Origin of the sequence: Lysinibacillus sphaericus, from assembly GCF_015844675.1 — a bacterium.
In the GTDB taxonomy this organism is placed as follows: Bacteria; Bacillota; Bacilli; order Bacillales_A; family Planococcaceae; genus Lysinibacillus; species Lysinibacillus sphaericus_E.
Window position 1 is genome coordinate 1 of sequence record NZ_LDGC01000028.1, and the last position, 22,433, is coordinate 22,433.

The window sequence follows — 22,433 nt, forward strand, 5'->3', positions numbered from 1 at the left end:
TGAAAGGTCCGCCAACCGCACTCCGTTTTCACGCTACCACTAAAGTGGTTTTATTATCTTCGCTTTTTTGCTTTTATTTCTTCTCCTGTAAATGGATCAATGAATTCTTTCATGGTCATTTGATCCTCAAGAATATCCTCTTGTAATTGATTTTTTATATATTCCTGAATGATTTTTCTGTTTCTTCCTACTGTATCTACATAATATCCACGACACCAAAACTTCCTGTTTCCATATTTGTATTTCAGGTTCGCATGTCGATCAAATATCATTAAACTACTTTTCCCTTTCAAATAACCCACAAACGATGAAACACTTAATTTTGGTGGAATACTTACCAACATATGAATATGATCAGGACATGCTGTTGCTTCAATAATTTCTACGCCTTTTCTTTCACATAACTGGCGAAGAATTCTACCTACATCTACTTTGATTTGCCCATAAATTATCTGCCTTCTATATTTTGGCGCAAAGACGATGTGATACTTACAATTCCATGTTGTGTGTGCTAAACTTTTATTATCCATTTGGATCCCCTTTCGTACGAAGTCGGTTGACCAGACCTGAATTCATTGTACGGCTGGGGTTTTTTTCTTGTCCATAGCTAGAAGCTCTTTAGAACCCCTCGCATAGCAAGGGGTTTTCAAAAGATAAAAGCAAAAACAGGAAAAGCCAACTTCATATAGAAGTTGGCTCTTCCTTATGTCGAGGATACTTATTTACCACATGTAATGCATGAATAATCTCTTTATTGATTCGTTCGATATTTTCAGGAGTATTCATCATTTTAAATGCTTCATCTCGGGTTTCCATAGATGTAACATACTTACTAGGCAATGCATTTAGTGTAAGTGCCACTGCGTCAAGTTCACAGATTTCACATTTACAAAATGTTTGATATTCCGGTCCACGTAGTAGAAAACTTACTAAACCACGTACAATTTCCTCTGTAACATTTACTAAAATATGATCTGACATATTCAAAGCTTCGCCTCATTTATATTTAATTGTTACAATATTCCTGAAACCATAATAGCGTTAACAAAGGTTTTTTTCAAGAATCGCTAGTAACATCTATACCATTAATATTACTAGCTCCCCAGAATGACTTTTTTTCTACACGCTTCCACCGGATTATATCTAATTTACCATTTCTTAGACTTGATTAATCGCAATGAATTCAACACAACTAATAATGTAGCACCCATATCTGCAAAGATTGCAATCCATAATGTTAGCCAACCTGGGATAACAAGTAACAGGGCAATTAATTTTAGGGCTAGGGCAAATATAATGTTCTCTTTAATAATACGTAATGTTTTTCTACTTAAGCCAATTGTATACGGCAGCTTCGTTAAATCGTCGCTCATTAATGCGATATCCGCAGTTTCTAGTGCTGCATCCGTGCCAGCGCCACCCATTGCAATACCAATATCCGCTGCGGCAAGTGCAGGTGCATCATTGACACCATCTCCTACCATCGCCACTGCACCAAACTGTGCACGTAAATCTTTAATGGCCATTAATTTTTCGGCTGGTAATAAACTTGCTCTTACATCTGTCATATTTAAAGAAGTTGCAATTGCCTGTGCTGTTGGTTCTGCATCACCTGTTAGCATAACTTTATGCTTCACTTTTAAACCATTTAATTTATTTAAGACATCTTTACTTTCTTGACGTAATTGATCAGCAATACCAATCATCCCAATAAACTGATTATTACTAACCGCTGCTACAACTGTTTTCCCCTGTTGTTGAAGTTTATGAACCTGTTCTTTTATCATTTCATCAACAGTCGTTAATGTTGCAATCCATTTTAAGCTTCCTACATAGATTATTTGATCGTCGACAGTCGCATAGGCACCCTTGCCTGTTACGGATTGAAAGTCTGTTGGTATAAACTCTGTCAAATTTTTTTCATGCAAATTCTGCAAAATAGCTTTAGCTAATGGATGCTGGGATTGTTTTTCAACAGCCGCTACTAGCTGTAGAACATAATCCTCAGACATCTCCTGCGATGTAATAATATCCGTTACAGCAGGTTGACCCTTTGTAAGTGTACCTGTTTTATCAAATGCTATTGCTTCAATATGACCAAGTTGCTCTAAATGAATACCACCTTTAATAAGAACGCCTTGTCTAGCAGCGTTCCCAATTGCTGTAACAATAGCAACTGGTGTAGAAACGACTAATGCACATGGACAACCTACAACAAGGACCGCCAATCCTTGGTAAATCCAATGTTGCCAATCACCTATAAATAAAGGTGGTAGGACCGCTACAAGTAAAGCAACAATCATAATTGCAGGCGTGTAATATTTCGCAAAGCGATCAACGAACTGCTGTGAAGGTGCTTTTTCAGCCTGTGCTTCTTCAACAAGATGAATAATTTTGGCAATCGTTGTGTCCTCTACTCGCTTTGTCACACGAACCTCTAAGGCTCCTTCTTCATTTAGAGTTCCTGCAAATACTTCGTCATCGACTGTTTTACTGACTGGAATAGATTCACCTGTAATCGCTGCCTGATTCACTGCCGACAACCCACTCACTACAATTCCGTCCATAGCAATCTTCTGACCAGGTTTAACGATTAAAATGTCACCAATTTCAATCTCCTCGGTCGGTAGCTCCATCTCATGAAAATGCTCGCCATGTGCACGTTTTATCGTCGCTGTTGGAGGAGCTATATCCATGAGCTGACGAATCGATTGACGCGCTTTATCCATTGAATACGCCTCAAGCGCTTCACTTACTGCGAATAAAAAGACAACAACAGCCGCTTCTTCCCACTCCCCAATAATGGCTGCACCTATTACTGCAATAGTCATCAGCGTCTTCATATCAAATTCAAAGCGCGCTAGATTGTGGAAGCCCGTTTTAAAAATTCCAATTCCCCCAACTAGAATTGCGATTATAAACATCCCAATAGTTAGAGGATCTGTTTCACCACGCATTGTTCCAAACATATAGCCAAGCACTACGAATAACAATGAGATTCCAGCTAATATATTTTCAGTTTTTCGATAAAAAGGTGTTGATTTTTCAATTGTTCTTGCCGTTGATTGGGATACTTTTATGCCATCGAAAGCACCTGCTTCTTCAAGTTGATCAACGTTAATATCACCAATAACTGTTATTTTAGAAGCACCGAAATTCACTTGTGCATTCTGAACCTCTGGAATAGCCTTCACGTTTTTTTCGAACTTTGCTGCACAGCTAGCACAGGATAAGTTTTGTAGCCTATATTCTTGTTTAGTTGGTGTCGCTGCCATTTCCAATCCCCTCTTTCACATGTTCGTAAGCAACCGTTACAATTTGATACACATGTTCATCAGCTAAAGAGTAGTACATTTGCTTTCCTTTTCGATATGACTTCGCTAAGTTATTATCTTTTAAATATCTTAAATGATGCGATGCTGTTGCTACTGACGAACCGATAATGGAGGCAACATCGCAAACACATAATTCATCTTCGACCGTTAAAGCATACGCAATTTTAAGTCTTGTTTCATCAGACAATGCCTTTAAAAACTTTGCTACTCTCGATAAATCTGGCATTTGTTGTTGAACCTTAATGACCGCTTCTTCATGAACTTGTGTTATCTCGCATACTTCTTTGGGCATTTTCTCACCTCATTCAAATGTTTGTTTGATTGTTTTCACCATAACATAATATTCCATCATATTCAAACGAATATTTGAATGTAAATGATTTATATCACAAATTCAAAAAATGTCTTTATATACAAAATTTAAAAATAAAAAAGCTATCACTTCAAATGTGATAGCATTGCATGTTGTTGTATTAAATTATGAGTCTTTGGCAAAGTGAGGGAGGTGGTTTCCGTTACGACTGGGCGCTTTGTAGCTGTCGCTGCACTTTCGCACAAAATACATCTGTTGTAAAAGTTTCGTTCTATCATTACTGCTTTTGATTGATTGGAATGGAGACTGGGCGACTCCTTGGGGATCAGCAATAGAGGAACGGAAATCAACCCCTTATTTTGCTGAAGAACCATACTTTAATTGACCATTTTATTTTTCATAAATCCTAGTTATTAAGCTGTAATTCAATTGGACAATGATCACTGCCCATAATATGTGAATGAATACTCGCCACATTAATGCTGTTTTTTAGTCTCTCCGACACAATAAAGTAGTCAATACGCCATCCGATATTGCGTTCGCGTACTTTATTCATATAAGACCACCATGTATAGTGGTCTGTTGTATCTGGATACATATAGCGGAATGAATCTACAAAACCACTTGCCAATAGCTCCGTCATTTTTGCACGTTCTTCAAATGTAAAACCTGAATTACCATTATTCGATTTTGCATTTTTTAAGTCAATTTCCATATGTGCGACATTTAAATCACCACAGTAAATTATAGGTTTCTTGGAATCTAGCTCTTTTAAATAAAGCGCTAATCGATCCTCCCATTCTAAACGAAGAGGTAATCTAGCTAAATCACGTTGTGAATTTGGGGTATAAACATTTACTAAGTAAAAATCTTCATACTCAAGTGTAATAATTCTCCCCTCTTCCTGTGATTCATCCTCACCAACGCCATAACGTACTGAAAGTGGTGTATGCTTTGTAAAAATAGCTGTACCTGAATAACCTTTCTTCTGTGCATAATTCCAATACTGCTCATATCCCTCAAGTGAGATTTCCACTTGTTCAGCCTGACACTTTGTTTCTTGAATACAGAAAAAATCTGCATCTACATGATTGAAAAAATCTAAAAACCCTTTACCTAAACAGGCTCGAATTCCATTAACATTCCAAGATATAAACTTCATTTTCTGTTTTCACTCCTCAAAAAACGCCCTCCACCATTAGCGAAGGGCGTAGTATTCTATAAGTCGTCACCAACGATTTTCACTTCTGTTTCTAAATCGATGCCAAACTTTTCTTTAACTTCTCGTTGTACCATTTGAATTGTTGCAATATATTCAGTAGCCGTTGCATTACCTTTATTAACAATAAAGCCTGCATGCTTCGTTGATACCTCAGCATCACCAACACCTTTTCCTTGTAAGCCACTATCTTGAATAAGCTTACCAGCAAAGTGACCAGGTGGGCGCTTAAAAACGCTCCCTGCTGATGGGTATTCTAACGGCTGCTTAGATTCTCGCTGAAACGTTAAATCAGCAATTTTTGCATCAATTTCCTCCTGCACACCTTTTGCTAATTGAAATTCGGATGATAATACATAGTATCCTTTCTTAGCAATGATACTTTGACGATAACCAAGTTCAAGATCTTCTTTCGATAGTATTAAAACTTCGCCTTCTTTTGTTAGCACTTTCGATGAAATAATAATATCCTTAATTTCACCGCCATATGCACCGGCATTCATTGCCATAGCTCCACCAACTGAGCCTGGAATACCACAAGCAAATTCAAAACCTGTTAAAGACGCTGCTGCTGCCAGTTTCGATACATCTTTTATAAGTGCACCACTTTGCGCATAAACATGGTCACCATTAATGCGAATTTCATCTAAAAACGAAAATGTAACAACGATCCCTCGATGACCGCCATCACGAACGACCATATTAGACCCATTACCTAACATTAATAAAGGTATATTATTTTTGTGAGCATAGCGAATAACCGTTGCTGCCTCTTCCTCTGTTTCAGCGAGTACGAAAACATCCGCTTTACCACCTAATTTTGTCATAGTATATTGCTGTAATGATTCATTTAACTTAATATTGGCCGGATTAACGCTCTGTGCTAAATCCGCTGCCCATTGTTCTTTTGTCATGAGAGCTAATTCCTTTCTAACGTCCTTTCTTACTCTACACTAGTATGGATTTAGAACCCTAATTTGACAAGTAAAAATGAAGGGTAATTTTTATCCCGCCTTAAGTAGGTAGCGAGACTCTCCGTGCAGAGCCGATGAATAGGATAAGAAAATTCATGGTCATTATATTACATATGTCCAATGTTTATCTATCCATCAGAAATTTCGAGATAGACTTCACACTTTTACAGCCAGCTCGTTGCCCACGATTCGATATTGCGGATTGCTCCTTCTAGTGCCCAACCTTTATCCGTCAAAGAATATTCAACACGCACTGGTACCTCTGAATATACTTTTCTTGCAACAAGCCCTTCTTTTTCTAGCTCTTTTAAACGTTCGGATAATAAACGGCCACTTACAGGTAATGCAGTTTCAATCTCATTAAAGCGCTGTGGTCCATCTAGTAATTGATATAAAATCAGCCCTGTCCAGCGTTTTCCTATTAAATCCATTGCTTTAGCTAAACGAGGACATAAATTTGACTCACTCATTTTTTTCACCTCTTATGTACTCTATTGTAACGATAATTTTTAAAAAAGTAAATTTGAAGTAACTTATTTACTACAAGTAATCTATTTACCTTTTCTTATTTGATTACTAAATGTAACTTGTAGTATTTTTTCATTTTTGGCATTAGCTTTTGCTTTAACATCGTATCAAAGCTACTGATTGCATAAAAAATTAGCCATGGCTGCTCGACCAGAGCGTAGTCATGGTAGCTTATTATTTAATAAAAATGGCCCCTTATTTCTATATAAATGCACATGAATTTAATATTATGACTACTCCTCCTCTGTTAGAAGAAAAGTTGCCATACTGTAATGTCTTTTAAGAAGTTTATTTTTTATATTTACTTTAAACATTCATAAAATAAACTTTCACAGAAGTGATATTTTACCATATTTTCTAAATACTCATTGAAAACCTACATTGTTTAATTTAATATTCGTGTAAGATACTGTTTTTAGAGGCTTTTCCACGAAAAACTTTGATCGTGATGTTCATCTTGTATCTCCTGATTTTTTGATGCGGACATTTACCCAAAAATTTTATTTACGTCTACATATATTGAACAATTAGAAGATAAGAAATTTGCTTTTCATGAAATATAACTATTAAGGATCTAACAAGGCCTATCGATTGTTTTTACAACAGTATATACAGGGAACAGTTTAAATCCATGGGCGCAAGAAGAATGGAATCCTGATGAAGGCACAGATTGAATTTAGTTTATAACACTCTCCTGGAAACAGGTGATGTATTGGCGCAGTTGATATTGTAGTGGATCTTGAAGTATATCCTTTATAACAACTTCAAGCACAATATTTCTTAGAACGGAGGACTTTTATGGTAGGGTTTGATTATGAATTCTCTTCAGTACATACTTTTATTTCAATGATGTTTTTTATCGTATTCGGTGTTATTGCATTTTCTATTATTAAAAGTACTTTACAATGGTCAAAAAACAACAATGAACCATTACTAACAGTGCCCGCTAAAGTCGTAACAAAACGGTCTAATACTAGAGGTGGGTCTGGTAACTCTAGCGCTCATACATCGTACTATGTCACGTTTGAAGTACAAAGTGGCGATCGTCTAGAATTAAGAATGAATGGCCGTGATTATGGACAGCTCGCAGATGGTGACTTTGGCTTACTATCATTTCAAGGAACACGGTATCATGCATTTGAAAGACAAAAAAAGGAGAGCAGCGTTTAACACGCACTCTCCTTTTTAACATTTCATTATTACTTAATTAAATATTTACCAAAGCCACCTTCAGTATCGCCTAAATATTCGATACTGCTACCTGAAGGAATAACTTTTTGTGCATCCTTTGCAGAATTGTAAATAACTTTTGTATTTGCTGGGAACGGTACAAATGACCAATTGTTATCCGCAGCAGGATTAATTGTTTTGTTTGTCATAATGTAGTCAATGACAGCTTGGCGATTTTCATAAGCATAGTTTGTTAAGTTAGAGCCATCTGCCTTTTTAAAAGTAGCACCATAAGAACCACCAACACGGTAATTGTTCGAAATGATAATAAATTCTTGTTTTAGATCGATTGGTTTACCGTTGTATTGCACGTTTTTAATACGATTTGCTTTTTCGTCTAGTAAAATACCTCGACTATCATATTTTGCAGGTGATGTAACATCAATTTGATAAGTTAAACCATCTAATACATCAAAATTGTAAGAACGTGCCTCTGGGTCAATAATATTTTGTTCTTTAGTTTGTTTTGGATCAATTGTTGCAAAAACACCAGCAGCCATTTCTAACCATTCAATAGCTTGCGCACCGGTTACTTTAATCGTTGCAAGCGTATTATCGTAATAATAGATGTCTGCCATATTTTTAATCGCTAGCGGACCTACAGGAATGTTTGTGTAATCTGCAGGGTTATTTCGGGATCCCGCTTTGAAAGGTGCACCAGCTGAAAGAAGTGGTATGTTTTCATCAGCAGTACCTTTTAATTCTTTTTCAATAAACCATTTTTGAGCTTGTGTCACAATTTGAATAGAAGGATCGTCTTGAACCATTGAGAAATAGCTATGGATTGGTGCAGTTGTCTCACCAACAGGTTGACGAATATACTTTAACGTACCTTCATGCGCTTCTTTAATTACATTTAAAACTGTTTTAGATGGTTTTAGGCCCTCTTGTTTGATAGAGCGGATAGAACCTTGTCCATCCTTTACAACCCATTTAGCGCCTTTTTGTTCTAGTTGTAAATCAATAACTCCAAGATAGCTACCATAGCTTCCTGCCATTACTGTTGGAACACCGTTAATTGTACCTTTTTCTTGATCGACATTTTTCAGATTTTTATAGTCACCTGGGAATGTTAAATGAGAGTGACCTGTAATTAAAGCATCGACACCTTTAATCTCAGAGATTTGGTACCCAACGTTTTCGTTACCTTTTTCGTAAGTATCTTCACCAATACCTGAATGTGAAAGTACTACAATTACGTCTGCACCGGCTTTTTGCATTTCTGGTACAACTTCTTTCACCGCTTCAACTGGTTCTTGCATTTCTACTTTGCCTGCTAAATGAATAGCATCCCATTCAACAATTTTCGTAGGTACAATCCCTGTAACACCCACTTTAAGCGTGTGCTTTTTACCTGTATTGTCTACTACCTCTTTATTAAGAAGTACATATGGTGTGTACATACGCTTTTTTGTTTTAGCGTCGTATGTGTTTGCATTTACGACTGGATATTTTGCATCATTTAATACTTCATCTAAAAACTTCAAACCATAGTTGAACTCGTGATTTCCTAAAGTTCCTCCATCATATTTCAGCGCATTTAGTGCTGCTATTGCTGGATGAACCTCACCTGGTTTCAAAGGATTCTCTAACGCTTTATAAGAGCCTAGTGGCGTTCCTTGAATTAAATCACCATTATCAAATAATAATGTATTTGGGTTCTCCTTACGGGCCTGTTCAATTAATGTAGCCGTGTTTGCTAAACCTACATCAGCTGATTCAGCATCTAAGAAATAATTGTAATTAGCAAGATTTGTATGAATATCTGTTGTTCCTAAAATTTGAAGATTTACTGTAGTTGATGATAATTTGTATTCAGCTACAAAGCGTTTAATAATACTTTGCATTTGCTCAGTTGTTACATAGGCACGCGGACGAATTGTGTTATCCTCAAAGCCTTGTAATAAGTTTGCTGCAACAGCATTTGCTAAATCTTGCTTATGTGCTTTAGCAATTTGATCCGCATCTTTAAACTTATCTAATACAGAAAGTGGTGCGTTATCTTTGGCTAATCCACGAGCAGAAATAACGAATGCTTGTTGTCGAGTCAATTTATCATTTGGCCCAAACAACGTCGCCGTTTTACCTTTAATAAGATTTAGTTCTACTGCCTTTTCTACATATGGAGCTAACTCCTTAGAGATGTCGGTGAAGGCAGTTTTGGAACCATCCCCTAGCCCTACATTTAAGCTTTCTACTAATTCTTTCACGTAATCCCCGCGTGTCACATCGTTTGATGCAGCATTCGCAGATAGTCCAAATGGTAACACCGCGAATAGAACAAGTAACATCGCTAAGAATTTAGTAATAAACTGCTTACCCATGGTAACAACCTCCTTATAAATCTAATATTTACCTACGTTTTTCATTATATTATACTAATTAATAATTTAATTGAATAAATAGTCCTAATTGTATGTATTTTTAAACGAATAGCAAAACTCTACTTCTGAAAATAATAGATTAATATCATTTATACAACCGGATGTTAGTAAATGTAAATTCGGAGCACATGCATAGTACCAATAGGTTAGACCTCCTTACCACTACCGTACCTCTATGTATAAAAAAAGTTCTCTCAAATTAGAGAGAACTTTTATTAAAAGAATTACTATATTTCCCTAGCCAATATGCCAGAGAATAGTATTTATTATGCAGTTACAGTTTGTAAAGATTGAGCTACTTTTTTAACCGCTTCTAGGCCATTTGCAATAATTTCTTGCGCTTTATCTTGTGAAGCGTTATGACCTTCAATGATAACCTCTTCGATAATTTCCATACCGAACATGCCAACAACATTTTTGATGTAGTTAACTGACATTTCCATTGGTTGTGCTTCAGCTGTAGAGTAGTAACCACCGCGAGCATTTAAAATAACTACTTTTTTGTCAGTCATTAAGCCTTCTAATTGACCGTTTTCATTATATTTAAATGTATAACCAGCTTGGAATACATAGTCAATGAAAGTTTGTAATTTCGCTGGGATTGTTAAGTTCCAAAGTGGGAAAGCAAATACGACAACATCAGCTGCAGTTAAAGCATCCATAGCTTTTTGTTTTGCAGCTAAAAGACGAGATTCGATGTCAGTTAACGTTTCACCGTTTTGAACTTTACCAAAAGCATTGAAAAGATCTTGACCGAAATAAGGCATATCTTCTGCGAATACGTCAAAAGTCGTTACGTTAACACCTTGTACATTTTCCATAAATGTGTCGTACATTTTTGTTGAAATACCGTCTGGACGGTTGTTTGCTTTTACTACTAATACATTCATTATATAAACTCTCCCTTAAATTCCAAAGTTTAATATCTCGAATTCAAGATATATGAATATATTAAAAAACTTTGTGTAAAAAGTCAACGTTAGTATACTAAGACTTTTGACCGAAATGCGGATATTTCGAAATATTTACACCACAAATGTAGAATTACCAACAATCTAATCGGCTTCCTTTCACAAGTGATCAGCTTCACCACCAATCTGATCTGCTTCCTCCCAAAAGTGATCGGCTTCACCGCTAATCTGATCTGCTTCCTTCCCAAAGTGATCGGCTTCACCACCAATCTGATCGGCTTCCTCTCAAAAGTGATCGGCTTCACCACCAATCTGATCGGCTTCCCCCAAAAGTGATCGGCTTCACCACCAATCTGATCGGCTTCCTCCCAAAAGTGATCGGCTTCACCAACAATCTGATCGGCTTCCTTTCAAAAGTGATCGGGTTCACCAACAATCTGATCGGCTTCCTTTCAAAAGTGATCAGCTTCAATCTACACCTTTCCTTCAAAAGTAATCAAGTCCATTATTTCTTAACCTTTCTCCACCAGCATTAAAATTTACAACTATCGTCCGTACAAACTCCACCGTCTCCAGAGCCTGCCATCTTTAATTCTGGTTGTAAGCCTTCTTCCTCGGCAACTTTACGTAAAGTTTCTTCAAATACCTCTTGAGGTTGTGCTCCAGAAATACCGTACTTACGATTTAATACAAAGAACGGTACTCCTCGTACGCCCAGTTGTAATCCTTCTTGTATATCAGCCTCTACTTCTGTTTTAAAATCGTCGTTAGCAAGAACCTTTGCAACTTCTTCACGATTTAAACCTACTTGCTCGGCAATATCGATTAATACATCATCCTGACCAATTCGCTTAGCTTCAATAAAATAATTGTATAATAGTGCTTCGACAAGCGCTGAAACATCCCCTTGTTGTTCTGCCCATTTCACTAGCCGATGTGCTTTTAAAGTATTTTCTTCCATTGAATGATCAAAGTTATAATCTAGACCAACTTCTTTTGCGCGAGCCGCAACACCTTGCGTCATTTCTTTCGCTTTTTCTAGCGACATCCCATACTTTTTCGCCAATGCTTCATACGTAGACACATTTGTATCCACAGGTGTTGTTGGGTCAAGTTGATAGCTTTTATAAACGAGCTCTACCTGCCCTGCAAAACCAGTTTCCCCAATCGCTTGCTCTAGTTGCTTTTTGCCAATATAACAAAACGGACATACATAATCTGACCAGATTTCAATTTTCATAGTTAGTCACGCTCCTTTTGCTACATTGTAGCGATAGTAATGATTACAAGGCAATTTTTATGCTTCATTGCATAATTTCTCAAATCAATATACATACTGAACGTAAAAACAATGTGAGGGTTATGTATGACACAATCTCTTTGGCTCGGAACAATTGATCCCGTCTCCCTATCATCTCTTCCTGCGTCTACAACTTGTGATGTATGTATTATTGGCGGAGGCTTGACGGGACTATATACAGCATACGTCTTAGCAAAATCAGGTGTAGATGTAGTCTTACTTGAGGCAAACTCCCATATCGGTCATGGTACGACTGGTCATTCAACAGGAAAATTAACTGCACAGCATAGCTTAGTTTATGCCAACCTTATTGAAAAACTTTCTATAGATGAGGCGCGGCTTTATTATCAGCTCAATCAAATAGCTGTAGAAAAAGCATTACAGTTACTCCCTAAAGAAAGTATTCAACAAGTAGATTCATTGCTTTATTGCCAAACAAAAGAAGGCTATGCCCAATTATTAAAAGAATGGAATGCCTATAAAGTATTAAATATTAAGGCGAAAATCACTACTGACACAGAGCTTCCCTTTCCAATTACAAAAGCACTTAGCATGTCCCAACAGGCACAAATTCATCCTGTAGAAGTGTGTAATTTCCTTGTAAAAGAAGCATTATCAATGGGCGCAAAAATCTATACAAATACCCGTGTTCAGCAATTAAACATACCACAAAATAGCTTACATACCGCAAATGACATGTCGGTTCAATACAACAAGCTTATTTTATGCTCACACTATCCAATTGAAGCCTTTAGAGGACTACATCTTTTCAAACTTTCTAACAGTCGCTCTTATATGGTTGCTGGTAAAATTACTGATACATTACAAGGTCAGTACTTATGTGTAGATAATCCTACGCGCTCTATACGAACAGCTACTATTAACGGTGAGCATTATTTAGTATTAGGCGGAGCTAATCATATTGCAGGTGAAACGACCAATACCCAGCCCTATTATGAGGCTATTCAAAATGAAATGAAGGCTCACTTCGATCAGGATCCAATCTATCGCTGGTCAGCGCAGGACATCGAAACACCTGATATGGTCCCGTATGTTGGCAGGATTACACCGTCCTTGCCTAATGTTTTTATTGCAACTGGCTATCGAAAATGGGGAATTTCCAATTCTTTTGTAGCTGGGGATATACTGTCCTCCTTAATAACAGGCGCAGGGAATGAGGATGGCGCAATTCCTCTTTATTCGCCAACACGTACGAAATTTGGGGCTCAATTTATGCAGATGCTAAAGGTAGGAGGTTTTGTAGCAAAAGAATTCGTAACAGGTTATGTGAAACGTGCGAACACACCAACTTGCACGCATTTAGGTTGTAAAACAAAATGGAATGAAGCCGATGAAACTTGGGATTGCCCTTGTCACGGCTCTCGCTTTAATGCCAAAGGGGAAGTTCTTGAAGGTCCTGCTGTGCACCCTTTAAAGCTAGATTGAAAAACAAAATGATCAAGGGTATTTTTGTGAACGTTAGGGCTTTTTAGATGAGAGTGGCTTCCGTTCTAGGCAACTAGTTTTCACTTCAGGAAGGTTGATGTCGATAAAATTTAAAAGTTATCGATAATTCCTGAAAGTGTTTCGATAAACCAAAAAGTTGGATATCATTTTGTTAAAACGCATGTTGTGTGAAGTAGTTAATTGGAGCGGAGGCTGGGCGACTCCTCAGGATTAGCGATAGGGGAACGGAAATCACCCCCCCGTTTGCCGAAGAGCATACTTTATTTTATAGGACACCTTAATTTCGTTGACACATTATTTTTTCCACAATAAAAAAAGAGGTTGCCTATTTCGAGGCAACCTCTTTTCCATTATTTCAATGCATCAGTTAAAACTGGAACGATTTGTTTTTTACGAGATACAACACCCGGTAAAAGAACTCGATTATTCACAAGCTCTGCGCCAAATCCTTTTGCTGCAGCCTCTGCTACTTGTCCAATTGCAACAGCAGTTGAATCATTGTTTAAAATATCCGTTACAACAAAGAAGAATAAATCTAAACCATTTTCTGCTACATTTTTATTTAATAAATTTTCTAATTCCTCTTGGCGGCCAAGTACATCGTTAATGTCGACAGCATTTACTTGGGCCACTACAGATTTATATTCACCGAATTGGAATTCTTTCGCATCTAATGATAAAAGATCTTCTAATGATTTATCTGAAAGATCAGCACCTGCTTTAAGCATTGCTAATCCATATTCAGCTGCATCAACACCTGCAATTTTCGCTAACTCTTCACCAGCTTCTACATCTTGCTCAGTGCAAGTTGGAGATTTGAATAATAATGTATCAGAAACGATGGCCGAAAGCATTAAACCAGCAATGTTTGCAGGAACTGCTACGCCATGTTCTTTAAAGATTTTATTTAAAATCGTAGCAGTACAACCTACTGGTTCAGCTCGGTAGTATAGTGGATCAGCTGTTTGGAAGTTTGCAATACGGTGATGATCAATCACTTCTGTAATTTGTACTTCTTCGATACCGTCAGCAGATTGCTGGAATTCATTGTGGTCTACAAGGATTACTTTCTCCGCTTCTCCAGCTACTGATGAAATTAATCGAGGTGCCTCAAAGCCAAATTTATCTAAGGCAAATTGTGTTTCATTATTTACTTCACCAAGGCGTACCGCTTCAGCATCAACACCAATTTGCTGTTTTAAATATGCATATACAATAGCAGATGTAATTGTGTCTGTATCTGGATTTTTATGACCAAAAACTAAAACTTTACTCATTAAATTAATTCCTCCTAAATGGCAATAACATTTATAGTTTATTTTATCATACCTTATGAACAAACATGTTATAAAGTGAAAGTTTATCTATAAAGGATCTACTGCCAATATACATCCAAAATCCCCCGTTTTAGAATAACCATATATGTATTACTTACTTTTCCTATACATGCTAGAGGTAGGCTTTTTTAGCTCAGGAAAGAAGACTAAAAGTATGACTACCTGGAAAGCACAGGGGATAAAAAATACCTTTTTTATAACATTTATGGATTATTATTAAATATAATATATTTATCTGTTAATAACACCCTATTTATAACATTTAATAATAAAAATACATAGTTTATAAAAAATATTTACCATAAATAGATATATAGTTGTGTTTTTATATTTATGAAAACATAATTTTATGCTATCATCAGGTAGTCTATATTTTTTAGGATATACAGGAAATGGGGATCACGATGACAAAGAAGATGGAAAAAAAGTATATTCCTTTAGCAAATTATTTTGAAGTAGCTTTACAACAAGAAATTACTTTATCATTTAGCGAACTCGAAAATATTATGGGACAAGCCTTGCCAAATGCAGCTTACTTAAATAGGAGCTGGTGGAAAAAAACAAAGCCCCCTCTCTCTCACTATTTGTCATGGACAAATGCAGGCTATTATGTCATGGATGTTAAGCTCGGTACTAGTGTAACTTTCTCGCGTACACAAATGAAGACTACGAGCAATGTTTCTACAAATGACGATAACCCACCTGCATACATAATTCGAGCAATTGAAGCATCTGATGCCCGATCATTTATTCATTTGCAAGAAGAAATTTTCCAACAAACTGACTTCATGTATAATATGGAAAACGAATTAGACCTAACAGTTCAACAACTTCGAAAAGATTTGGTCTATTGGAAAAAATTGAAGAACCGTACGATTTTATGTTGTATAGTAAATGGCATTTTTGCTGGCTATGCCGTTATTCATGGATATAAACATTCTAAAGCTAAACATGTTGCAACAGTTCATCTAGCTGTTAAGGAGGAGCATCAGCGACAAGGTATCGGCTCAGCGCTGATGGAAGCCGTAGAACGTTGGTCTATACAGCGAGATATTTCACGCTTAGAAGTATCTGTCATGGAGCATAATGAATGTGCTTTAAATTTGTTCAAAAAATTAGGTTTTCAGCAAGAAGGCATCCGACAAAATGCCATTAAATTAAAAGATACCTTTATTAACGAATATAGTTTAAGCAAAATTTTATAAGCTTCTTTTTCAAAGATGTCTAAAACTTATTTGGACATCTTTTTTTTATGTGTAGCATTGTAAAATGATTAGAAAACTTGCTTTTCTCTTACTTCATCTAAAAATAACAAATTATTTTCTACTTGTTCATAGGATTGCTGATATTTCTCATATTGTACCTTGTCTTGACTAACCATTTCTTCAATTAGCGCATGTAAAAAAGAGAACAATACTGGAATAACGTCCAATGTAGATTGCTTTTTCAGACCAAGTGTAAATAATGCACTGGCATATTCCCGAATAGAAGAAAACGCAGATCCAGTAATGGCAATAACTCTTGCCTTTTTCTTCTTAGCAATTTCTACAATCGTTTGAATGTCGTTTGAATGCTTGTCCCATGAAAAAACAATTAATGTCGTTTGTTCACTCATACTGTTAATTTGCTGTACAAGATCATCAGATTCTGAGCGAAGCTGTTTCACGTTTGGACGCAACGTTTTCATTGTATACGCTAACCAATTTGCAATGGACGCAGCTTGACGAGTACCTAAAATATAAACGTTCTCTGCTTCGTGCATCCATTTAGAACTTTTTTGGAGCATATGATCATTTATCAAATGAATCGTATCTTGAATATTTTGTATATCACGTTGCATGACCTTACCAAAACTCGAAATATTAATCTTATTTGATGGATATGTAAGTTGAAGACTCTCATGACCATTTTGAGTCATTAAATAGCTTCTAATTTTGTCCTGTAGTTCTACATAGCCCGATAAATCCATCGCATAACAAAAACGAATCACTGTCGATTCACTAACATTAGCCAGTCTCCCTACTTCTGCTGCTCCATTACTAATTACAATTGTATGGTTATTCATAACAAATTGTGCAACTTTACGCTGACCCTTCGACAGCCTAACAAATTTACTTTCTATTTCTTCATTAATACTCATTTCTAACAACCTTTCTTTCAATGAAATTATCACGAATGGAGATTGTTTCCTACTGACTCTAAATTCGGTTAAAAATACAGTATCACGATTACAATCTGAATACAATGACTTTTCTGAAAAATCTTTAACACTTTAACTTGCTAATGTAGCAGTTTCATAAAATTGTTTTATCCTTAAGTTTTTCGATGAATTGATTCTAACAGATTTTTAAAAATATTTGGATAAAAATTAATATTCCCTAATTTTTATGTAATAAAATTATAAAAAATGTCTTGGACTAGACAATCGCCCATCCAAGACATGATTATTTTTTTAATCTAATTCCATTTGTTTTGTTTCTCGTCCTAAGAAAATTACCCCAACAACTCCGATAATAATCGCTCCGCAGAAAATCGCGAAGATGAAGCCGATATCATAACCTGCCGTTAATAAAATCCCTACTAATAAAGGGCCAAAAATACCACCGATACGCCCAACCGCTGCTGCCATTCCTGCACCTGTTCCACGAATAATTGCTGGATACTGCTCTGGTGTATAAGCATAGAGTGCACCCCATGCTCCTAAGTTAAAGAACGATAAAAACATTCCTGATGTTAGTAGTACTACCGTCGTTTCGGCATTACCAAAAATGAAAGCACTTACAGCTGTACCAATTAAATAGGAAACAAGTACAAACTTCCGACCAAATTTTTCTATAAACCATGCAGCTGTAAAATAACCTGGTAGCTGTGCAAGCGTCATTATGAGAACATATTTAAAGCTCGTAATCATATCAAACCCTTTACTAACCATGACACTTGGTAGCCATAAAAACATACCGTAATACGAGAAAACAACCGTAAACCATAACACCCATAACATAAGTGTCGAACGTACGTATTTTTTCGACCATACTTCTAGAATATTTTGCCCAACACTACGTTTTTTAGACTCTGCCTTTACTACAAATTGAGGTGAATCTGGTAAGTGCCAACGAAGATAAATTGCATATACTGCTGGAATTGCCGTTAACAATAAAGCTATACGCCATCCCCATGTTGGAATAACAAAATACGAAATCAGTGCAGCGATTAACCACCCCGCTGCCCAGAAGCTTTCCAATAAAACAACCACTCGCCCACGTTCTTTTGCTTCTACACTCTCAGAAACTAGTGTCGATGCGACTGGCAATTCGCCCCCTAGTCCCATGCCCACTAAAAAGCGTAGTGCCATAAAAGCAAATAATGTAGTTGTAAATGCCGATAAGCCACTTGCAATCGAAAATAAAACGAGCGTCCACATAAAAATTTGCTTACGTCCTACTTTATCGGCAAGCACGCCGAATATAAGAGCTCCTACAGCCATCCCGATTGAATTGATGCTACCTATCCAACCTGCTTGACTTGGTGTTAATCCCCATTCAACTGCTAACGCTGCAATAACGAAAGATAATATCCCTACATCCATAGCATCGAAAAGCCAACCAACGCCTGCTACCCCTAAAAGCTTATTACGAGAAATAGATTGTCGAACCTTATTTGTTGTTACAGTATTTGTCGTCATTTTAACCACCTGTCTTTACACTTGACTTTACATTGCAAGTTTACTATACAGTTATTTCAAGAAAGTGACAAGCAAAAATTCAAATTACCGAATTGTTTCGACAATTTCTCAAATTCTATTGAAAACATAGGGCCATTTGCGTTAAAATGTCTTTTATACAAATACAACTGTTCTTCCTATAAGAACAAAAGGAGATCGTAACGTTATGTGGAAAGGCCTAATCGAGGAATATAAACAATTTTTACCCGTAACAGAAAGTACACCTGCTCTAACTTTAAACGAAGGCAATACGCCTCTTATACATTTAGTAAATTTATCTAAGAAACTTGGCATTGAACTTTACGGAAAAATCGAAGGGGCAAATCCAACAGGTTCATTTAAAGACCGAGGCATGGTGTTTGCCGTTGCAAAAGCAATTGAAGAAGGTAGCAAATGCGTTATTTGTGCTTCAACAGGTAACACTTCAGCTGCAGCGGCAGCTTATGCAACACGTGCTGGAATCCAATCCATAGTCGTGATCCCTAAAGGGAAAGTTGCCTTAGGTAAGTTAGCGCAAGCGACAATGTATGGTGCAAAAATTATCGAAATCGACGGTAATTTTGATGATGCTTTAAATATCGTTCGTCAAGTAAGTGAAACAACTCCAGTGGCACTTGTAAACTCTGTAAATCCTTACCGCATCGAGGGGCAAAAAACAGCATCATTTGAAATTGTAGATGCTTTAGGAGCCGCTCCAGATTATCTTTGCATCCCTGTTGGTAACGCAGGTAACATTACTGCGTACTGGAAGGGCTTTAAAGAATATGATGCAGCAAAAGGCTCTGGCTTACCTAAGATGTTCGGCTTTGAAGCTGAAGGTGCAGCTGCAATTGTAAACGGTGAACCTATTGCTAATCCCGAGACAGTGGCAACAGCTATTCGTATCGGTAATCCCGCAAGCTGGAAATTTGCAGAAGCAGCTCGCGATGAGTCAGGTGGAATTATTGACTCGGTTACAGACGAAGAAATTTTAGCTGCTTACAAATTAATTGCAGGCACTGAAGGAATTTTCGTTGAGCCAGGTTCAGCCGCATCATTAGCAGGCGTTATTAAATCAGTTGAAAATGGCCAAATTGCGAAGGGCTCTAAAGTTGTTACGATTTTCACTGGTAACGGCTTAAAAGATCCTGATACTGCCATGAATATCTCGACTGTAGATGTTGTCTCACTTAAAAATGATGAGGAAGAAATTCGAAAGTACATCGAGGGCGTACTATGAGTAACATGTGGCAAATCTCAGTTCCTGGGAGCACTGCCAATCTAGGCTCCGGCTTTGATTCAATAGGGCTTGGCTTGTCTCTTTATTTAAAGTTAACCGTGTCTTTACAGGATAGTTGGGAAATTATCCACCTCGATGATAATGGTCCTAAAAAGTTTGAGCTAGAAGAGCATTTACTATACGTGATTGCCAAAAAAATTGCAGATCAATACGGTAAGCAGCTACCTGCCTGCCGTGTTGAAATGGCAAGTGAACTTCCATTAGCCCGCGGTTTGGGGAGTAGTGCAGCTGTCATCGTTGCAGGAATTGAACTAGCTAACCAAGTATGTGATTTAGGCTTAACTGTTCAGGATAAACTCGATTTATCCTCACAAATCGAAGGGCATCCAGACAATGCTACAGCCTCAGTATTAGGAGGATTAACAATTTCCTCAATGGATGAAAATGGCGTTGTTGATACATTTCATGTTAATGATATAGAAGCTTCCTTTGTTGTGTATGTACCAGATGTCGAACTAAAAACAAGTGAAGCTCGTTCTGTGTTACCAGAGCAATTTGACCGTGCATACGCAGTGAGAGCCTCTGCAAATGCAAATATGCTAGCAGCTTCATTAATGGTTCGTGATTATGAGCATGCCGGCCGTTATATGGAAGCTGATTTATTTCATGAACCTTTCCGTGCCCAATTAATCCCACAATATAAAGAAATCCGTGCATCCGCAAAAGCTAATGGGGCATTTGGAACAGCTTTAAGTGGGGCGGGACCAACAATGATTTCTATCATCCCTACTGCTATTGCGCATACTTTTGTAATTGCGATGAAAAATCAATTTCCAGAGCATCAAATTATCTTAACAAAAGCCGATGAACATGGTGTACAGGTAAAATTTAAACGTCTACTGCAAAAGTAGACGTTTTTTCTTGGAAGGAGGAAGTAGCTTGAAACCAATTATTTTCTGTGATTTTGATGGTACTATTACAGAAACAGATAATATCGTCTCACTAATGACTCAATTCGTTCCAGAGGAATCTGAGAAAATTGCTACGGCAATGATGGAACAAACTATTACCTTTAAAGATGGCATTTCAGGAATGTTCGAGCTATTATCGACTAAACAAAAGGATGATGTTATCCACTATTTATTGGATACAGCCATTATACGTAAGGGCTTTGGTGATTTCGTTCGTTTTGCACAAGAGAACCATATTCCGTTTTATATTGTTAGTGGAGGTGTAGACTTTTTTATTGAGCCACTGTTAGAAAAGTACGGTCCATTTTCCGGTATATATTGTAATAGTGCCGATTTTTCCGGACAGCAAATTAAACTCATATTTCCAAACGGCTGTGATGAAGAGTGTACGAAATTTGAGACACAAGGCTGCGGTTGTTGCAAGCCAAGCGTTATGCGACAGGTTGCACAGAGCAATCATTTTAAAATCGTGATTGGAGATTCACTCTCTGATTTTGAGGCTGCAAAACAGGCAGATTTAGTACTTGCTAGGGATCATCTTATTAAACGTTGTAAAGACCTTCAACTTCCTTATGAGTCCTTTGAAACATTCTATGATTGCTTAGAGGTTGTAAAAAAGCTTATGGAAACAGACTAGGCTGTTTCTTTATAAAGGTTAATAAGGACGGTATGTTCAAAGTACCTACCTTATTTCTACATAACAATAGGAGCCTTCTTAATTAGACGGCTCCCATTTCAAATTTATAATTTATTTTTCGCTTTAAAAAGTCTCTTTCGACGTTCGTACCAAAAAACGCAAATGACAAACCACGTATACCCCATACTCCAGCCGGCCAATACATCAGAAGCAAAATGACGGGCTCCAGCAACTCGAGACAAACCAATAAGCACAGTTAAAACAACTGCCCCAAGCCAAAGTAATGTCTTACGTCCCCTGCTATTGTTCTCCGAGAAAACATAAGCAATTGTAAATAAATACAAGATACCGGTCATAGAATGTCCAGATGGAAAGCTAAAGGATGTTAATTGTTCTTCAATCTCCGGTCTAGGGCGTTGGATCCATTTTTTTAATAATTGGTTAAGTACATTCCCAGCTGCGATTGTTAACAAAACAAATAGTATGCCTCGGTTATTTTTCACCTTCCATGCTAAATACACGATTAAGACGATAGCGACAGATACTACAAATACCGGTTCTCCTATATAGTGAAAAAATCCTACAAAACGGTTACCGAAAAATAAATCAGCCATTTTTGTATCAAAAGTACTGATTAATTTACTTTGAAAAGTTCCTTGTAACACAAAAAAGATAATGAGCGTTAATATCGCTAAAGGATAAGCCCATTTTTTCATTTATTACTTCACCTCAAAACTATATGCTACTATTATATTTTTCACATCATATCATATTTAAGCTTGCTTGAGGTAATTTGCTTTTATCCCGCATTAAGGGGCAGTATTAAGTATAAATAATTAACTGCCCCTAAATGCCCGATTGGTGAAGACTAATAATCAGCGGGATAA

The 22,433-nt window shown here is 37.0% G+C and carries 20 protein-coding genes; 6 read left to right on the forward strand and 14 right to left on the reverse strand.

Going from position 1 to position 22,433, the window contains the following annotated elements; translation table 11 throughout:
* Positions 1 to 53: 53 nt before the first annotated feature.
* From tnpA to ABE34_RS09885, 7 genes are all read right to left on the reverse strand, one after another.
* Positions 54 to 530 (reverse strand): IS200/IS605 family transposase, encoded by a 477-nt coding sequence (tnpA, locus tag ABE34_RS09855; protein WP_197141399.1) that lies wholly within the window; start codon positions 528 to 530, stop codon positions 54 to 56.
* Between the two features lie 151 nt (positions 531 to 681).
* Positions 682 to 981, reverse strand: a complete 300-nt coding sequence (locus tag ABE34_RS09860; protein WP_430982159.1) for a late competence development ComFB family protein — start codon at positions 979 to 981, stop codon at positions 682 to 684.
* 167 nt (positions 982 to 1,148) lie between these two features.
* On the reverse strand, positions 1,149 to 3,275 hold the full coding sequence (locus tag ABE34_RS09865) for a heavy metal translocating P-type ATPase (RefSeq protein ID WP_197142127.1): 2,127 nt from the start codon (positions 3,273 to 3,275) through the stop codon (positions 1,149 to 1,151).
* On the reverse strand, positions 3,256 to 3,627 hold the full coding sequence (locus ABE34_RS09870; RefSeq protein ID WP_197142129.1) for an ArsR/SmtB family transcription factor: 372 nt from the start codon (positions 3,625 to 3,627) through the stop codon (positions 3,256 to 3,258). The genes ABE34_RS09865 and ABE34_RS09870 overlap by 20 nt, the downstream gene beginning before the upstream one ends.
* Before the next feature lie 427 nt (positions 3,628 to 4,054).
* Positions 4,055 to 4,810, reverse strand: coding sequence for an exodeoxyribonuclease III (locus tag ABE34_RS09875; protein ID WP_197142131.1), 756 nt, complete (start codon positions 4,808 to 4,810; stop codon positions 4,055 to 4,057).
* A gap of 56 nt (positions 4,811 to 4,866) precedes the next feature.
* Entirely contained in the window at positions 4,867 to 5,781 is a 915-nt protein-coding gene (gene murB, locus ABE34_RS09880; RefSeq protein WP_197142133.1) for a UDP-N-acetylmuramate dehydrogenase, read from the reverse strand.
* Positions 5,782 to 6,005: 224 nt separating this feature from the next.
* On the reverse strand, positions 6,006 to 6,311 hold the full coding sequence (locus tag ABE34_RS09885) for a winged helix-turn-helix transcriptional regulator (protein ID WP_197142135.1): 306 nt from the start codon (positions 6,309 to 6,311) through the stop codon (positions 6,006 to 6,008).
* Between the two features lie 856 nt (positions 6,312 to 7,167).
* On the opposite strand from ABE34_RS09885, the gene ABE34_RS09890 reads away from it, so the two are divergent.
* A complete protein-coding gene (locus tag ABE34_RS09890) occupies positions 7,168 to 7,539 on the forward strand; it encodes a DUF2500 domain-containing protein (protein WP_197142137.1) in 372 nt (123 codons plus the stop codon).
* Between the two features lie 29 nt (positions 7,540 to 7,568).
* Here ABE34_RS09890 and ABE34_RS09895 read toward each other — a convergent pair whose 3' ends face one another.
* From ABE34_RS09895 to ABE34_RS09910, 3 genes are all read right to left on the reverse strand, one after another.
* Complete coding sequence (locus ABE34_RS09895; RefSeq protein WP_197142139.1) at positions 7,569 to 9,923, reverse strand: bifunctional 2',3'-cyclic-nucleotide 2'-phosphodiesterase/3'-nucleotidase; 2,355 nt, start codon at positions 9,921 to 9,923, stop codon at positions 7,569 to 7,571.
* A gap of 326 nt (positions 9,924 to 10,249) precedes the next feature.
* Positions 10,250 to 10,873: an FMN-dependent NADH-azoreductase gene (locus ABE34_RS09900; protein ID WP_197142141.1), complete on the reverse strand. Its 624-nt coding sequence runs from the start codon at positions 10,871 to 10,873 to the stop codon at positions 10,250 to 10,252.
* A gap of 553 nt (positions 10,874 to 11,426) precedes the next feature.
* The gene (locus ABE34_RS09910) at positions 11,427 to 12,134 is read right to left on the reverse strand and encodes a DsbA family oxidoreductase (RefSeq protein WP_197142145.1); all 708 of its coding nucleotides are present in this window, start codon (positions 12,132 to 12,134) and stop codon (positions 11,427 to 11,429) included.
* 126 nt (positions 12,135 to 12,260) lie between these two features.
* Between ABE34_RS09910 and ABE34_RS09915 the strand changes: the two genes are divergently transcribed.
* Entirely contained in the window at positions 12,261 to 13,640 is a 1,380-nt protein-coding gene (locus tag ABE34_RS09915; protein WP_197142147.1) for an FAD-dependent oxidoreductase, read from the forward strand.
* Positions 13,641 to 14,011: 371 nt separating this feature from the next.
* On the opposite strand, the gene ABE34_RS09920 is transcribed toward ABE34_RS09915, so the two are convergent.
* Positions 14,012 to 14,938, reverse strand: a complete 927-nt coding sequence (locus ABE34_RS09920; RefSeq protein WP_197142149.1) for a manganese-dependent inorganic pyrophosphatase — start codon at positions 14,936 to 14,938, stop codon at positions 14,012 to 14,014.
* A gap of 464 nt (positions 14,939 to 15,402) precedes the next feature.
* Between ABE34_RS09920 and ABE34_RS09925 the strand changes: the two genes are divergently transcribed.
* A complete protein-coding gene (locus ABE34_RS09925) occupies positions 15,403 to 16,203 on the forward strand; it encodes a GNAT family N-acetyltransferase (protein ID WP_241747168.1) in 801 nt (266 codons plus the stop codon).
* 68 nt (positions 16,204 to 16,271) lie between these two features.
* Here ABE34_RS09925 and ABE34_RS09930 read toward each other — a convergent pair whose 3' ends face one another.
* Positions 16,272 to 17,138 (reverse strand): MurR/RpiR family transcriptional regulator, encoded by an 867-nt coding sequence (locus ABE34_RS09930; RefSeq protein ID WP_197142153.1) that lies wholly within the window; start codon positions 17,136 to 17,138, stop codon positions 16,272 to 16,274.
* 312 nt (positions 17,139 to 17,450) lie between these two features.
* The gene (locus ABE34_RS09935) at positions 17,451 to 18,680 is read right to left on the reverse strand and encodes an MFS transporter (RefSeq protein ID WP_197142155.1); all 1,230 of its coding nucleotides are present in this window, start codon (positions 18,678 to 18,680) and stop codon (positions 17,451 to 17,453) included.
* A 205-nt stretch (positions 18,681 to 18,885) separates the two neighbouring features.
* Between ABE34_RS09935 and thrC the strand changes: the two genes are divergently transcribed.
* The 3 genes from thrC to ABE34_RS09950 are packed head-to-tail and all read left to right on the forward strand — an operon-like array spanning position 18,886 to position 21,546.
* Positions 18,886 to 19,938 (forward strand): threonine synthase, encoded by a 1,053-nt coding sequence (thrC, locus tag ABE34_RS09940; protein ID WP_197142157.1) that lies wholly within the window; start codon positions 18,886 to 18,888, stop codon positions 19,936 to 19,938.
* Entirely contained in the window at positions 19,935 to 20,849 is a 915-nt protein-coding gene (gene thrB / locus ABE34_RS09945; RefSeq protein ID WP_197142159.1) for a homoserine kinase, read from the forward strand. The genes thrC and thrB overlap by 4 nt, the downstream gene beginning before the upstream one ends.
* A gap of 28 nt (positions 20,850 to 20,877) precedes the next feature.
* Positions 20,878 to 21,546: an MtnX-like HAD-IB family phosphatase gene (locus ABE34_RS09950; RefSeq protein ID WP_197142161.1), complete on the forward strand. Its 669-nt coding sequence runs from the start codon at positions 20,878 to 20,880 to the stop codon at positions 21,544 to 21,546.
* Between the two features lie 104 nt (positions 21,547 to 21,650).
* Here the strand turns inward: ABE34_RS09950 and ABE34_RS09955 are convergent, their stop codons facing one another.
* Positions 21,651 to 22,262, reverse strand: a complete 612-nt coding sequence (locus ABE34_RS09955) for a phosphatase PAP2 family protein (RefSeq protein ID WP_197142163.1) — start codon at positions 22,260 to 22,262, stop codon at positions 21,651 to 21,653.
* Positions 22,263 to 22,433: the final 171 nt, after the last annotated feature.

What these genes read in the sequence shown, in the direction of transcription:
- tnpA (WP_197141399.1), bottom strand. Translation starts at nt 530, where the DNA reads ATGGATAATAAAAGTTTAGCACACACAACATGGAATTGTAAGTATCAC.
- ABE34_RS09860 (WP_430982159.1), bottom strand. Translation starts at nt 981, where the DNA reads ATGTCAGATCATATTTTAGTAAATGTTACAGAGGAAATTGTACGTGGT.
- ABE34_RS09865 (WP_197142127.1), bottom strand. Translation starts at nt 3,275, where the DNA reads ATGGCAGCGACACCAACTAAACAAGAATATAGGCTACAAAACTTATCC.
- ABE34_RS09870 (WP_197142129.1), bottom strand. Translation starts at nt 3,627, where the DNA reads ATGCCCAAAGAAGTATGCGAGATAACACAAGTTCATGAAGAAGCGGTC.
- ABE34_RS09875 (WP_197142131.1), bottom strand. Translation starts at nt 4,810, where the DNA reads ATGAAGTTTATATCTTGGAATGTTAATGGAATTCGAGCCTGTTTAGGT.
- murB (WP_197142133.1), bottom strand. Translation starts at nt 5,781, where the DNA reads ATGACAAAAGAACAATGGGCAGCGGATTTAGCACAGAGCGTTAATCCG.
- ABE34_RS09885 (WP_197142135.1), bottom strand. Translation starts at nt 6,311, where the DNA reads ATGAGTGAGTCAAATTTATGTCCTCGTTTAGCTAAAGCAATGGATTTA.
- ABE34_RS09890 (WP_197142137.1), top strand. Translation starts at nt 7,168, where the DNA reads ATGGTAGGGTTTGATTATGAATTCTCTTCAGTACATACTTTTATTTCA.
- ABE34_RS09895 (WP_197142139.1), bottom strand. Translation starts at nt 9,923, where the DNA reads ATGGGTAAGCAGTTTATTACTAAATTCTTAGCGATGTTACTTGTTCTA.
- ABE34_RS09900 (WP_197142141.1), bottom strand. Translation starts at nt 10,873, where the DNA reads ATGAATGTATTAGTAGTAAAAGCAAACAACCGTCCAGACGGTATTTCA.
- ABE34_RS09910 (WP_197142145.1), bottom strand. Translation starts at nt 12,134, where the DNA reads ATGAAAATTGAAATCTGGTCAGATTATGTATGTCCGTTTTGTTATATT.
- ABE34_RS09915 (WP_197142147.1), top strand. Translation starts at nt 12,261, where the DNA reads ATGACACAATCTCTTTGGCTCGGAACAATTGATCCCGTCTCCCTATCA.
- ABE34_RS09920 (WP_197142149.1), bottom strand. Translation starts at nt 14,938, where the DNA reads ATGAGTAAAGTTTTAGTTTTTGGTCATAAAAATCCAGATACAGACACA.
- ABE34_RS09925 (WP_241747168.1), top strand. Translation starts at nt 15,403, where the DNA reads ATGACAAAGAAGATGGAAAAAAAGTATATTCCTTTAGCAAATTATTTT.
- ABE34_RS09930 (WP_197142153.1), bottom strand. Translation starts at nt 17,138, where the DNA reads ATGAGTATTAATGAAGAAATAGAAAGTAAATTTGTTAGGCTGTCGAAG.
- ABE34_RS09935 (WP_197142155.1), bottom strand. Translation starts at nt 18,680, where the DNA reads ATGACGACAAATACTGTAACAACAAATAAGGTTCGACAATCTATTTCT.
- thrC (WP_197142157.1), top strand. Translation starts at nt 18,886, where the DNA reads ATGTGGAAAGGCCTAATCGAGGAATATAAACAATTTTTACCCGTAACA.
- thrB (WP_197142159.1), top strand. Translation starts at nt 19,935, where the DNA reads ATGAGTAACATGTGGCAAATCTCAGTTCCTGGGAGCACTGCCAATCTA.
- ABE34_RS09955 (WP_197142163.1), bottom strand. Translation starts at nt 22,262, where the DNA reads ATGAAAAAATGGGCTTATCCTTTAGCGATATTAACGCTCATTATCTTT.